Genomic DNA, 13,207 nt, shown 5'->3' on the forward strand with positions numbered 1-13,207 from the left:
AACTGTCGAGCTATTGTTACCCTACTTTTTTGGGTGAGCAATAAAGCTGACAGATAATACTATATCTTACATCTACGCTGGTTGCACTACTGAAGTCGATCGCTTGTAGAAAATTTCTTCAGAAGCAACCCGAAAATCATTCCCTACCCAAATTAAGGAAGCTTGTGTGACCTCACCCGCCTCTAGGCAAACAATTGAGAAATTACGCAGCTTTTCGCCTTCGTTCTCTACAATTCTTGGTACGCTGGCGGCATTTAAGTAAATTGTCCCCTCTGGGCTTCTAAAGATGGGTTTTCGGGTTTCTTTCTTGGTGTGCCGCAGTGTGTGGTGCATATGCCCAAATGTCACCAAAGCAATATTTTTACCAGTCGTAATCGCTTGCGAAATCGCTTCGGCAAAATCTGGGTCGCCAAAGTCGCCGCCGATGGGATGCCAGTCTTTACCGCAGGGGTCTTCGGGGCGATCGCCTAATCCACTCGGCCCGTTATGACCGAGAAAGATTATTGTCTCACAGGCTGCCCTTTTCACTGATGCAAATATTCTCTGGGCTGATTCTTCCAGATTTGTCACGCCATAACGGTCTTTGCAGATGTCAGCAAATCTCCATTCATGACCACCCCAACTAAAAGGACGACCACCAACTACAGTTAAATTCCACTCTGGAAAATCGAGTTTACTGTAACCGACATGGGCTGTACCCAATAAATCAAGTTGTTCTTGCACCCAGTCTTCTTTATTGCGATCGTAGGGACACTTTTTCCGCCCCCATTCTGTTGCTGTGTACCAAGCATCGTGGTTGCCCATGACTGCTGCTTTGGGAATTTCCACCGAAGCGATCGCTCTCACCACTTCCACGGATTCATTGCCGAAATCTCCTACAAACAGCACTAAGTCAACGCCTAAATGCTTGAGTGCGATGCCATCTTCCGCTTCCCATTGGTCGTGAACATCGCCCACTACAGCAATTTTGAGATTTTTTGATTGATTTTTCTGACTGGTCATGCCGCTTTCCTTGCCGTATATCTCCAGCATAGAAGAGGGAGTGGGGAATGGGGAGTAGGGAATAGGGGAGTAGAGGAAAATAACTTTTGACTATGGAATATTGACTCATGACAAATGACCACTTCTATTTTTGGTAAAAACTACTATAATTGATGCACTGGACAAAACATTTGCAACCCAAAGCAACCTCTAACTGTGTTTACAACTGCATTTGCACAAACAAACAAAACCCAACCGGGTGGGCTACCACTAGATTTATTTGCTGCTATTGAGAATCTCAAAAAAGAACTCAACGCGGTCGTCTTAGCGCATTATTATCAAGAGCCAGATATTCAAGATATTGCAGACTTTATTGGTGATTCATTACAACTAGCTAGAGCAGCAGCGCAGACTAATGCAGATGTAATTGTCTTTGCTGGTGTTCATTTTATGGCAGAGACAGCCAAGATACTCAACCCTGATAAGTTGGTGCTTTTACCGGATTTAGATGCTGGTTGTTCTTTAGCAGATAGCTGTCCACCAAAAGAATTTGCCGCTTTTAAGGCTGCCCATCCTAATCATTTGGTGGTGTCATATATTAATTGCTCTGCCGAAATTAAGGCGATGAGTGATATTATCTGCACCAGTTCCAATGCGGTGAAGATTGTACAGCAAATACCAAAAGACCAGCCGATTATTTTTGCTCCAGACCGTAACTTAGGGCGTTATGTGATGGAACAAACTGGGCGAGATATGGTGCTATGGCAAGGTAGTTGCGTTGTGCATGAAACTTTTTCGGAAAAGAAAATTGTACAGTTAAAAGTAGCACATCCAAAAGCGGAAGCGATCGCTCATCCAGAATGTGAAAGCAGCGTATTACGCCACGCCAGTTATATTGGTTCGACAGCAGCTTTGCTCAAATATTGCCAAACCAGTCCTAGCCAGGAATTTATTGTCGCCACGGAGCCAGGTATTATTCACCAAATGCAAAAACTCGCTCCTGAAAAACACTTTATACCTGCGCCACCGACAAATAATTGTAATTGTAATGAGTGTCCGTTTATGCGGTTAAATACACTAGAAAAACTATATTTGGCGATGAAAAACCGCGCGCCTGAAATTACGATGTCTGAAGATACTCGCGTCGCCGCTTTGCGACCAATGCAACGGATGTTAGAGATGAGTGCTTAGTTTCATAATACTGAAGAGAGGCGATCGCCTCTCTTCAGATTAATAATAAATTCATTATTTTAAACTTCTGTGTGCTTAAACCAAACTAAAAATTGTGCTTGCTTCTGTCCTTTGCCGTTGTCAATGAAACGCAGATAATTAAGATTTAGGTTTACTTTTTTCTGCCTCTTTCTGCGCGGTTTCACTATACTCTCTGTATAACTTAGTCCGTATTTGCGCTTCTTTATATCGGACATGAGTAGTTGGCACTACACCCATTAAATCAGATGCTCGCTGCCACTTAGCTGCCAAATCTAACCACTGAATTGAGGTTGTAGCTGTTTTACCATCTATAGTTGCTTGGTTGGCAATTCTCACAGCAGACCCAAAAGGATCATCTTGTTCAGCAGTGCTAACAAAATTATTTTTAGTGGTACTACCTGCTGACTTAGTTGCTTTAGCATTTGCCGTAGTAACAGGCTTTGAATTGTCTACTTGGATGAAAATTTTCAGTTTATCTCCTAACTGAGAATATACAACCCAACCTAACAACAACAATAAGCCCAAACTTATGGCTGCTGGCATTTTAGATTTAGGTACATATTTACGCTTATTCTGGTTAGCTAAAACTGAAGTACGAGAAGATTTACCTTTGCGTACACTAGATTGTGCCAGTTCATGTTTAGCTTCTGCCAAGTCCTCAATTATTTGCTTGAAAGTATGTGGTTTTGTTAAGGTAATTTCCTGTGACCACAGTACTTGATTTTCGCCGTTATAAATATCCTTTAACCAAAGTAACTGTGCTTCTCGAACGATTCGACTATTAATATTAACTCGGCGAATGTTGCGGGGTGCGATAGATTCCAGAATTTGCTGGATTTGTTCTACTAGGCTTGATTGCTCAAGTTGCTCTATTTTAGATGCCTCACAGAGCAGTTGTAACACTCCATCAGCAAAAATAGCTCTGGTTCTCACACCAGACTCGGCTAGCTTTTCATTTAATAATTGAATAATCGCTGCAACGCTACCTTGGTGAGCTTGCCAAGCAATATCGTTTATCCGATCTACCATTTCTAGCATTTGAGTTTTCGTGATAGCTTTTTAACCCTGATTTATTACCGGACTTATATACTTAGGCTTCTGTTCGGTGGAACTTTAGCTTGTATTTGATTTTATGAGTAAATATATGAGTTGCCAAACAAAATCTTTAAAATTCAGCTTCTCTCTGCTTTGAGCAGAAATAAACCACTATTACCAGTTAGCGTTACTCATCAAGGTAACTGATTGATCAAGCACCATAAACATTACTTTCGTAGTATAAAGTTCTGCACGTCTAAATAGTATCAGGATTAATACCGAGCATTTTCAACTTCTTTTTGAATTTTTCTATGTGATACCGTTTTAATCTTGCTTTCTCCTCAGTTTTCTGCTTTGCTAGTCTTTCTTGTTGTCGATTCTCTGCGAATTCTTCAAGAGGCTTAAATTCCAACCAACTACTGTATAGGTGCATTTCTAACTCAAGATAGTTAGAGGGTTCTGCCTGCGGGTGGGCGTATATCAATATAAGCCCAAATATGCTGGGAAATTAGGGATATGCCAATCAGATGGACATTAATATGCAGACCGAAACAGAAGTGAGAACTGTAGCACCATCGCTTCAAGGAATTGGTAACACTATTCGCTTGACGGGCTGGGTTACTTTCTGGATACAACTAGGACTAGCTGTAGTTTCTGGTATAACAGTTTTATTTGCCTATACTGGGCGGAACTTTACCGACCAACCGAATGCAGGTTTGGGAATTGGTGTATTCTGGGCGATCGCTGGCATCATTGCTTTATTATTTAGCGTTTACTGGGATTTTCGTTATACTCGTCTCGGTAAACGTTTAGGTAATCCCAATCACGCTTTGCACCCTAGTAAGGCAGATACGATCGCAGCCCTGAGGTTAGGGTTAATTGTCAGTTTAGTCGGGATACTGTTAACTCTGTTGGGTACTGGCTCAACTTTAGGCGTTTTGGTAGCAAAATCGATTTCTCAACCACCTGGCGTAGCAATAACTGACCCCAACAAAATTATCCGCGCGTTAGATGTGTTTGTCGCGGTAGCAAATATCAATGGAATTACGGCTCACTTTATAGGTACAGTTGCTTCTTTGTGGCTAATAGAAAGGGTGAATAAACACTAACAGGACTTATACCGTTTCACTTGAAGTTTGATACAGGGCGTAAGAGTGCAGGGAAAAGGGTTGTCAAGGAAATTAGAGTGGGCTGAATTTTTGTTTAAGTCCCGTTAATTAAGTTTTGCGAGGATATAGAAAGTTTTGCATAAAACTTGTGTTTTTTAAGCCGAGTGATCAGTAGAAGTGAAATTTCTTATTTACATAATAATGGGTAATAAAAAGATTCCCTATTCCTTGAAGAAGAAATAGGGAATCTTTTACTGCCAATTTTAAAATTGAAAAATCAACAGTTGTTTCTATATACGAGAGAAATTCGTATCAATAAGGAAAAAAATCGCAACAATCAAAAAATTAATGTTTAGGATATTGGTAGCACAATAAGGAACAATTCTTGAATAGGCTTTGATAGCCAGAAAGCCATATCAAACAAATGTGCCACCAAAAAATTCTAAGAATCGTTTTAACGAGATTCTGTTCCTTGATTGGGCAGACCTGGTGTAGTTACTGTACCGCCAGCTGCTTCTGGTTCTGCACCTTGACGAACATCAGTACCAGATTCTTGACCAGTCATGCGATATCTTTCGTCGATAGGTGTATCGCCTTCTTCTGTGGTTGGTACATTGGTTCTGGTTCCAGGGTTATCCTGAGCATCGTATTTAGTATCTTCTTGACGATTATCTTTAGGATCTGTTGACATGAATTTGTACCTTCTTTAAGTTGTTTATACTTTTAGAATAGGTTTCAATGCCACGAAAGTTTTCTATCCTGAGATAGGAATTGTTTTTCTGATATAGTAATTGTTTTTCAACTGACAGATTCAAATTGTCATCCTAAAGATAGAGCCAAATAAGTTTGGATTTGAGAATTTGGATTACTTCTATAGAAAATATTGTAACTACACTAAACCTGATCGCAATGCAACTACGGCGGCTTGAACGCGATCGTCTACTGCTAGTTTGTTCATAATTCCCCGAACATGAGTTTTCACAGTGTTGGGGCTGAGATAAAGCCTTTCGGCGATTTCTGGGTTACTCAAACCTTCTACCATCAGTTTTAAAACTTCTAATTCTCTTGCTGATAAGTTAGCGGCGTTTCCCTGATTTGCGGGAGGTTTGAGATTGTCAATTACACGCCGTGCTATTTGCGGATCTAAATAAGTTGCACCATCAACGGCAGCTGAGATCGCTTTTAATAGTCTTTCTACACTCGCACCTTTTATACAATAGGCATCTGCACCGCTTGATAGTGCAGCAATTACTTCTGTCTCGGTAGTGTGAGATGTCAACATGACTACGTGAGTTTCTGGTAATGCGGCTTTGATTTGCTGGGTTGCAGCAATTCCATCTAGGCGGGGTAAGCCGATATCCATAACTACCAAATTTGGTTTTAATTTTAAGGCTGCTTGTACGCCTAAATAACCATCTTCTGCTTGTCCGACAATCTCTAACTGAGGATAAGCCATTAACGACTGTTCTAATCCCAGTTGCATCATCGGATCATCTTCGACAATTAAGACGCGTAATGGGACAGTATCAGTCGGCAGATTTAAGAAATGGCTAGGATTGGTAGACATTTTTTTATGGTCAAGGGTCAAGGGTCAAGTGTCAATAGTTCAACAGCTTTTGACTCTTGACTAATGACTATTGACTAACTTCTCTATTTTTCCACGCGATAGCCAAATTCTGCCAAATTTAACCGAGATTGCCGCCATTTTGGTTGGACTCTGACGAAAAGTTCTAGATATACTTTGCCAGATATGAGTTTTTGAATTTGTTCGCGGGCTGCGCTACCAATGTTTTTTAACATTAAGCCGCCTTTACCGATTAATATTCCTTTTTGGGAATCTCTTTCGACGTTGATGGTGGCGAGTACGCGGGTAATAGCTGGTGTTTCTTCTACTTTATCAATGGCGATCGCTACTGAGTGAGGTACTTCTTCACGGGTTAACAGCAGAATTTGTTCCCGAATCAATTCGCCCATAATAAACCGTTCTGGCTGGTCAGTTACTAAGTCGGGAGGATAATATAAGGGGCCAGTTTCTAAATGTTCAATTAACAATTGTTGGAGTTCTAGCAATCCGGCTCCACTCTTGGCAGAAAATTTAACTGTCGGCCACCCATTAGCATCAGCTAGCTGCTGGTAACTTTCATCAAGAGGCTGAGAATTCGCTGGTTGCTGGTCGGCTTTATTGAGTCCTAAAATTACTGGTGTATCGCTACGAGTCAGTAATTCCGCAATATAGCGATCGCCTGCGCCACAAGCTGCTGTACCCTCTACTACAAACAACACTACATCTACTGATTCGATGGCGATTTTGGCATTTTGTACTAAAACTTCCCCCAATTGATGATGGGGTTTATGAATTCCTGGTGTATCTACGAAAATTAGCTGTGCTTCTGGTGTCGTTAAAATTCCACGCAAACGATTGCGTGTAGTTTGGGCTACTGGTGATGTAATGGCAATTTTTTGTCCTACCAATTGATTCATTAAGGTAGATTTACCGACATTTGGGCGACCAATAATGCCAATAAAGCCCGATTTATACTCAGGCGGAGCTTGAGGAATCAATAGTTCTTCTGAAAAAGAGGAGGTGTGATTATCAATACTAGTCACTTTTTACTCCACTTCGCATTTTGATAGATGGGACAATTTGGTTTGGGGTTCAGATACACACTAAACATTTATGCACCTGGCTTGTTGGTGGCTTGTTATTTTTTTAGTTTAATCTACTACTAAAAATATTTAGCTTTAAATATCTAAAATATAATGTCAAATAGTAAAAAATTGAAATCAGAACTCAATAAACATTTAATAAATAATTCCTAGCACAAACTCGCCTTGATTGACAGCCTGATTAGTAGAAATATCAAAAATTAATCCACTGTGTTCTGCATATATATCTATTAGCAGAGGCAATTGACTCTCTTTATTAAAACTCAGAATTTGATATAATCTGTCTCCAACTTTAACTATAGTACCTAATTCGACTCTAGCTTGAATCATGCCGCCAGCGATCGCATAATATTTAGTCCTGTTGCTGCTGGTGAAATAAGCTGTTACATGATTTTCTGGTTGCTGCTGGAGAAAGTTAGCAATTTTTAATATACCTTTATAAGCTAAATAGTTTTTTATCCCTTGAACACCTTTAGCGACAGAATCGGGATTTATCTGCATTCCCGTACCTAGTTCTAATGTCCAAGCTTCGACATCAAATCTAATTTTTCTGCCTAAACTTTCAAAGCACGCTTCTAATGCTAACCACGGTTTGATAAACGCTTCATCAAAAGCATCGCCATCATATTTGTCAAGTAATATTCCATAATCGAGCAAAAAGTATTCTGCACTATCTTGGCGATCGCGGAAGTAATATAAATAATCTAAACCTTGATTTGTCGAGGTATGTAAGTCAATTAAATAATCTGCATCTAAACTGAGACTTTGCAGTTGGTAACGAAATCTCTCAGTATAAGGCACACTGCTGGCAGAATTAATTTTTTCTGAATTTTTTGCAAATTGTTTTTTAATTATAGTTAGATAATTTTGTCGGACGACCTCTTGATGAAGCTGAAGTTGGGATTTAGTAAATTCTACTAAATCATCAGCTTCTTTCTCATAATCCCAAAAAATCCGGTTCCAATCTTTGGCTTCGTAAGCACAGTATCTTCCTGGAGAAAAATGTTGAGCGCGTTCATTTGTTCCCATCGGATTACAAACAGGAACAAACCAAATTTCACCAACTAAATCTGTATCATTTATAGTAAGTAAAAATTGAATTAGTTGGTGAATTACGGCATTACCAGCAATTTCTGCACCGTGTAAATTAGATTGAATGTAAACCTTTTTACCTGGATGAGAGCCAATAAATTTGTAAACTTGCAAATACAGGCGCTCGCCAGAGGCCATTTGACGTAAAAATATGGTTTCAATCTGAGGAATCATGTAGGTTATAGGTGACAGGTGACAGAGTTAAAAGTATTTTAGACTCTAACTTTGTTCATTTATCGGTATCCTATTTACCTCCGCTATTACTATAACTGAGCCTCTAACCTCTAGTCCCTCTTTCATTCGCTGTTTTGACTAAATCGACATCAGCCAGCCAGATGATTCCACTTTGATCGGAGGGTGTTTCTTCTAGAATAGGCGATCGCCATTCGACCGCATAAAGCCAATTGTTCTTCAGATGAAAAAGGCCTTGAATAATTCTATGTGTCGGCTGTTCGCTAAAATCTACTTCAACCACATCTCCTAATTCAAAAGCAGGAGTAGAAACATCAGTTTTATTAAATATTTTTGTCGGATAAAACTCTTGCTGGGGTAAATAGAGTGTTTCACCCAGGCAAACAATTGCATAAATCCATTCATGCTTTTCCCAATGAACCCCGTAGCAATATCCTGACAAATCAGAGTTTGATAAAAAGACTTTCTCTTGTATTTGGGCTGCTAGCGGCGGCATAACTTTGCCCCAGGGAGGAGAAATATGCCAGCAGGATTCTAAAAGGGTAATAGGATTAATCATAATACTTAAGTGTTCTCTTTTTATACATAAACTCACTTGTGCCATTGTTTTCCGGAATTAATTTTATTTTTAACTTGATCATAGTTAGCAGTGAGCCATTTCAAAATGAGAAATTGTACCAATTCCCTAAAATGAGGCAACAGATGGAAATCAGAAAAGTCTTACTGGAGCTAGATTTCTTAATTGCGGTAACGAGCCAGCGAGCGTCCGCCGCAAATTGCGAATTGGTATTACAGGTTGATTTAGAGTTGTCATAGAAAATGCACACTCAAAAACTTTAACCAAAGTATATTTTGACTATGCATCAGCAAAGCTTATAATTGAAATGCAGTGCTTTTATTTGCTATGAAACCTAGGGATAATACAATAAAATTAGGTCAATTTTTAAAGTTAATGGGTATAGCACCAACAGGAGGACAAGCCAAATTGATGATTCAAGGTGGCGATGTCCAAGTAAATAATCTGGTTGAAACACGGCGAGGACGAAAACTAGTACGTGGTGATTTAGTAACTGTAGAAGGAAAGACTATTGAAGTCAATTTAGAGAATAGAGAAGAAGAATACCCAATAATTTTGGATGAAGAAGTTGAGTAAAAAACTAAATTTTTAAGCTAAAAATTCTGCTTTTGTGGTAGTAAGAATAGGCTGATAGTAAAAGCTGTTAAATGTCAATTATTCTCCCAAATAAATACCCAAACCACGGGCAGTTTTGACTAAAGTATCTTCTGGGTTAACTGCTCTATATTGAGCGATCGCTTCGGCAATTGGTACAGCAAAAACTTGGCGATTTTGCCATGTCACCATGTAGTCATATTTACCTGCGGCAATCAGATTTACTGCGGCTACACCAAAGGCAGATGCGACTAATCTATCTAGTGGTGAAGCTGTACCACCGCGCTGGATGTGTCCTAAAACGGTAACGCGTGTTTCTGCACCAATGCGATCGCTAATTTGGTCTGCTAAGTATTCGCCAATACCACCATATCGACATTGACCCAACCGATTTGTCATGGTGAGAGTGTCACCATCTTGAGTCCGAACTGCCTCAGAAACAATAATTAAACAATAGTTTTTGCCTTCTTCTTGGCGTTGTTTAATTTTGTAGCAAATGTGGTCAAGATTGTAGAGAATTTCGGGAATCAAAATCACATCTGCGCCTCCAGCAATTCCCGCAGCAAGGGCAATGTGTCCAGCATCTCGACCCATAACTTCTAAAATCATCACCCGACTGTGAGAAGCGGCTGTAAAGTGTAATCTGTCAAGTGCTTCTGTGGCAATATTAACGGCTGTATCAAATCCAATCGCGTGTTCAGTAATCCCAATATCGTTATCAATTGTTTTGGGAATACCTACTAAATTAATTCCGCCTTGTTGTGCTAGGCGACGCAAAATCGCCAAACTACCATCGCCACCAATGCCAATCAAAGCATCTAACCCTAGTTGATGATAGCCGGCAATGATTTCTTCGGAGCGATCGCATATACTGCCATCAGGCATAGGAAAAGCAAAAGGATCGCCTTTGTTGGTGGTTCCTAACATTGTGCCACCAGAAGTTAACAGTGGGTCAACTTGCTCAATTTCTAGTTTCGTGCATTGCGGTGGACGCGCCATTAATCCGAGAGTTGCTTGACGAATTCCAAATACTTCCCAGCCTTTTCCGCAAGCACAATGAACTACAGCCCTGATAACGGCATTCAAACCAGAACAATCTCCTCCACTAGTTAGAATGCCAATCCGCTTACCTTTACCCATATATTTATTAACATTTCAAATGTAAATTACTCTTACCATATTTAGATTGCTCATTTCCAATTTAAAAGCGATATTTTATTTGAATAATTTGGAGTTTATTAACCTATAAATTGCTTAATATTTATATTCAATAATCTCAAAAAAAGTTCAAAATTATGTAGAGACGTTGCAATGCAACGTCTCTACTGAAATGTATTGGTTGATGGCACATATAGCATAAAATGTAATTATGGAGGGTTAAGAATTATGGGGTTTTATTCACAAGTTATTTTTCCGCGTCTTCTAGACTGGAGTTTATCTGATCCAGATCTAGCTAAATATCGCCAAGAATTACTCGCAGATGTTACAGGCGAAGTTCTAGAAATCGGTTTCGGCACAGGATTAAATTTAGCTTATTATCCTGCACATATTCACAAAATTACCACTATTGATGTGAATCTAGGGATGAATGCTTTGGCAAAAAAGCGTATTGATGACTCTGGGATAAAAGTTGAACAACTTCTATTATCAAGTGAAAATTTGCCTATGGCAGATAATACATTTGATAGCGTAGTCAGCACTTGGACTTTATGCAGTATTGCAAATGTGGAGCAAGCATTAAAAGAAGTTTATCGAGTACTAAAACCGGGTGGTAAATTCTTTTTTGTGGAACATGGGCTGAGTGACAAACCTAATGTACAAGTATGGCAGCATCGGCTGACACCTATTCAGAAAGTCATAGCCGATGGATGTCACCTCAATCGAAATATTCAACAATTAGTAGAAAAACAGTTTGACTATGTAGAAATAAAACGCTTCACACCAGAGAATTTCCCAGATTTAATGGCTCATCTCTACAAAGGATTTGCGGTAAAAAAAGCAGCTGAGATTATGTAGCGACTATTAACCATTTTTACAATTAATTGACATTTAGTTATAATACCAATTAGTTATCAAACGATTGTCAATGCTGGTGATTAAATTTTACTATGGCAAACACGAAGCCATCTAGCGCAGATCCGGCAATTCTTGCGGCTGTTGCTGACTATTTCAAGGTGCTATCAGAAATTAGCCGATTGCAAATTGTGGCTTGTCTAAAGTTAGGCCCGATGAATGTGATGGAGATTGCAGAGGTGACTGGCTTAGGTCAGGCGAATCTCTCTAAGCACCTGAAAGTATTGACTCAAGCGGGGATTTTAACTCGTCAGCCTAAAGGTACTAGTGCCTTTTACGAGATTGCTGACCCGATGATATTTGAACTTTGTGAATTAGTGTGCGATCGCATCAGTGAACGCATCTTACAGCAGGCTGAAAGCTTGAAGTCTCTACGCAACAAAAAAGCTGTCTTTTGAGCCAAATTATGGTGATTTTAACTGAATCTAGCGAGCAGTTCAACTTCAACCACTAGAGGCAAGTTACAAACTTATATCTGTCTAATAAGTCACACCGTGATGCTAAAATTACTCCACAGTTATTTAGTTAATTAATGAGTAATTCTGTGATCACTTCCATCCTCCATCCCTTGCGGATTGGTAAACACATTGCTCAGTATCCCATTGTTCAAGGTGCAATGGCTGTGCGCGTATCGGGAGCAAATTTAGCCGGGGCTGTTGCTAATGCTGGGGGAGTGGGGGTAATTGCTACTTTGGGAATAGGGTTAGATTCTCCTTATTTTGACAAACGCAAACGTAAGAGCTTTTTTACAGCCAATAAACTCGCTTTAATCGATGAGTTAAAAAAAGCCCGCAATATCAGTCCCGATGGTGTCATTGGGGTAAATATTTTAGTAGCTACCAAAGATTATGCCGCGTTAGCTCAGACCGCAGCGGCCCAAGGTGCAAATATAATCATCACTGGAGCCGGATTACCACTCAGTTTACCAGAGTACACCGTTGACTATCCTGATGTAGCACTAGTACCAACTGTAGCTAACGTGGACTCTGCACAGTTTCTCTGTCAAACATGGCAAAGTCGATATAACCGTTTACCCGATGCTTTGATTGTCGAAAATTGCCAGATGATTGGCGGACATTTTACCCAGTGCGAACAGGCTGACACACCTGGATTTTCAGTTGCAACTGTGATTTCGCAACTGCGCGATTATTTAGAAAAGCACATTGGTGTGATGATACCGTTGATTGTTTCAGGGGGAATTTGCGATCGCAGCGATATTGACTGCATGATGCAGATAGGTGCAAATGGTGTGCAAATGGGAACTCGCTTCATTACCACCTTAGAATGTGACGCTGATCCTCGTTATAAAGAGCGTCATCTCCAAGCCCATGCAACCGATGTTGTCACTGTACCCAGCCCTGTAGGCAAACCCAGTCGTGCTTTAGGTAATTTATTTACAGAACAAGTCATGACTGATTCATCAACATTAGAGGGGCGTTGTATTGCCAACTGTTTAGAAGTGTGCTTGTTTCGAGACAAAAGAAAAACTTATTGCCTATTGCAAGCACTGTCTCAAGCGGCGCGTGGTGACGTAGAAAATGGTCTAATTTTTTCTGGGACGAATGTTAGCAACAGTAAGCGGATGATGTCTGTCGCTGAACTGATGGCAGAACTTACGCGATCGCCTAACATTTCACATGAAGGTGATTACAAGTACTCAGAAGTAAATTAGCTG

The 13,207-nt window shown here is 40.0% G+C and carries 14 protein-coding genes; 6 read left to right on the top strand and 8 right to left on the bottom strand.

What is annotated here, in order from left to right; genetic code table 11:
* Positions 1-72: 72 nt before the first annotated feature.
* A complete protein-coding gene (locus H6G76_RS15760; RefSeq protein ID WP_190702166.1) occupies positions 73-1,002 on the bottom strand; it encodes a TIGR04168 family protein in 930 nt (309 codons plus the stop codon).
* A gap of 195 nt (positions 1,003-1,197) precedes the next feature.
* Between H6G76_RS15760 and nadA the strand changes: the two genes are divergently transcribed.
* Positions 1,198-2,172 (top strand): quinolinate synthase NadA, encoded by a 975-nt coding sequence (gene nadA / locus H6G76_RS15765; protein WP_190702169.1) that lies wholly within the window; start codon positions 1,198-1,200, stop codon positions 2,170-2,172.
* A gap of 138 nt (positions 2,173-2,310) precedes the next feature.
* Here the strand turns inward: nadA and H6G76_RS15770 are convergent, their stop codons facing one another.
* Positions 2,311-3,222 (bottom strand): hypothetical protein, encoded by a 912-nt coding sequence (locus H6G76_RS15770; RefSeq protein WP_190702297.1) that lies wholly within the window; start codon positions 3,220-3,222, stop codon positions 2,311-2,313.
* Positions 3,223-3,767: 545 nt separating this feature from the next.
* On the opposite strand from H6G76_RS15770, the gene H6G76_RS15775 reads away from it, so the two are divergent.
* Positions 3,768-4,337, top strand: coding sequence for a DUF3611 family protein (locus H6G76_RS15775; RefSeq protein ID WP_190702171.1), 570 nt, complete (start codon positions 3,768-3,770; stop codon positions 4,335-4,337).
* Positions 4,338-4,791: 454 nt separating this feature from the next.
* Here the strand turns inward: H6G76_RS15775 and H6G76_RS15780 are convergent, their stop codons facing one another.
* From H6G76_RS15780 to H6G76_RS15800, 5 genes are all read right to left on the bottom strand, one after another.
* Positions 4,792-5,028, bottom strand: coding sequence for a hypothetical protein (locus H6G76_RS15780; protein ID WP_190702174.1), 237 nt, complete (start codon positions 5,026-5,028; stop codon positions 4,792-4,794).
* Between the two features lie 198 nt (positions 5,029-5,226).
* Positions 5,227-5,904, bottom strand: a complete 678-nt coding sequence (locus H6G76_RS15785) for a response regulator transcription factor (protein ID WP_190702177.1) — start codon at positions 5,902-5,904, stop codon at positions 5,227-5,229.
* An 83-nt stretch (positions 5,905-5,987) separates the two neighbouring features.
* Entirely contained in the window at positions 5,988-6,944 is a 957-nt protein-coding gene (gene era, locus H6G76_RS15790) for a GTPase Era (RefSeq protein ID WP_190702180.1), read from the bottom strand.
* Positions 6,945-7,139: 195 nt separating this feature from the next.
* Positions 7,140-8,270 (bottom strand): succinylglutamate desuccinylase/aspartoacylase family protein, encoded by a 1,131-nt coding sequence (locus H6G76_RS15795; RefSeq protein ID WP_190702183.1) that lies wholly within the window; start codon positions 8,268-8,270, stop codon positions 7,140-7,142.
* Between the two features lie 103 nt (positions 8,271-8,373).
* Positions 8,374-8,847: a DUF1392 domain-containing protein gene (locus H6G76_RS15800; RefSeq protein ID WP_190702186.1), complete on the bottom strand. Its 474-nt coding sequence runs from the start codon at positions 8,845-8,847 to the stop codon at positions 8,374-8,376.
* A 345-nt stretch (positions 8,848-9,192) separates the two neighbouring features.
* Here H6G76_RS15800 and H6G76_RS15805 point away from each other — a divergent pair, with 345 nt between their 5' ends.
* Entirely contained in the window at positions 9,193-9,441 is a 249-nt protein-coding gene (locus H6G76_RS15805) for an RNA-binding S4 domain-containing protein (protein ID WP_190702189.1), read from the top strand.
* 78 nt (positions 9,442-9,519) lie between these two features.
* On the opposite strand, the gene H6G76_RS15810 is transcribed toward H6G76_RS15805, so the two are convergent.
* Positions 9,520-10,599: an ATP-dependent 6-phosphofructokinase gene (locus H6G76_RS15810; protein WP_190702192.1), complete on the bottom strand. Its 1,080-nt coding sequence runs from the start codon at positions 10,597-10,599 to the stop codon at positions 9,520-9,522.
* A 246-nt stretch (positions 10,600-10,845) separates the two neighbouring features.
* On the opposite strand from H6G76_RS15810, the gene H6G76_RS15815 reads away from it, so the two are divergent.
* From H6G76_RS15815 to H6G76_RS15825, 3 genes are all read left to right on the top strand, one after another.
* Entirely contained in the window at positions 10,846-11,475 is a 630-nt protein-coding gene (locus tag H6G76_RS15815; RefSeq protein ID WP_190702195.1) for a class I SAM-dependent methyltransferase, read from the top strand.
* A 92-nt stretch (positions 11,476-11,567) separates the two neighbouring features.
* Entirely contained in the window at positions 11,568-11,930 is a 363-nt protein-coding gene (locus tag H6G76_RS15820) for a helix-turn-helix transcriptional regulator (RefSeq protein ID WP_190702198.1), read from the top strand.
* 134 nt (positions 11,931-12,064) lie between these two features.
* Complete coding sequence (locus tag H6G76_RS15825) at positions 12,065-13,204, top strand: nitronate monooxygenase family protein (protein WP_190702201.1); 1,140 nt, start codon at positions 12,065-12,067, stop codon at positions 13,202-13,204.
* Positions 13,205-13,207 lie beyond the last annotated feature (3 nt).

The organism is Nostoc sp. FACHB-152, assembly GCF_014697475.1.
In the GTDB taxonomy this organism is placed as follows: Bacteria; Cyanobacteriota; Cyanobacteriia; order Cyanobacteriales; family Nostocaceae; genus Nostoc_B.

Coding starts and splice junctions, on each gene's coding strand:
- H6G76_RS15780 (WP_190702174.1), bottom strand. CDS start 5,028: ATGTCAACAGATCCTAAAGATAATCGTCAAGAAGATACTAAATACGAT.
- H6G76_RS15800 (WP_190702186.1), bottom strand. CDS start 8,847: ATGATTAATCCTATTACCCTTTTAGAATCCTGCTGGCATATTTCTCCT.
- H6G76_RS15815 (WP_190702195.1), top strand. CDS start 10,846: ATGGGGTTTTATTCACAAGTTATTTTTCCGCGTCTTCTAGACTGGAGT.
- H6G76_RS15770 (WP_190702297.1), bottom strand. CDS start 3,222: ATGGTAGATCGGATAAACGATATTGCTTGGCAAGCTCACCAAGGTAGC.
- H6G76_RS15820 (WP_190702198.1), top strand. CDS start 11,568: ATGGCAAACACGAAGCCATCTAGCGCAGATCCGGCAATTCTTGCGGCT.
- H6G76_RS15805 (WP_190702189.1), top strand. CDS start 9,193: ATGAAACCTAGGGATAATACAATAAAATTAGGTCAATTTTTAAAGTTA.
- H6G76_RS15760 (WP_190702166.1), bottom strand. CDS start 1,002: ATGACCAGTCAGAAAAATCAATCAAAAAATCTCAAAATTGCTGTAGTG.
- H6G76_RS15795 (WP_190702183.1), bottom strand. CDS start 8,270: ATGATTCCTCAGATTGAAACCATATTTTTACGTCAAATGGCCTCTGGC.
- H6G76_RS15785 (WP_190702177.1), bottom strand. CDS start 5,904: ATGTCTACCAATCCTAGCCATTTCTTAAATCTGCCGACTGATACTGTC.
- H6G76_RS15825 (WP_190702201.1), top strand. CDS start 12,065: ATGAGTAATTCTGTGATCACTTCCATCCTCCATCCCTTGCGGATTGGT.
- H6G76_RS15775 (WP_190702171.1), top strand. CDS start 3,768: ATGCAGACCGAAACAGAAGTGAGAACTGTAGCACCATCGCTTCAAGGA.
- H6G76_RS15810 (WP_190702192.1), bottom strand. CDS start 10,599: ATGGGTAAAGGTAAGCGGATTGGCATTCTAACTAGTGGAGGAGATTGT.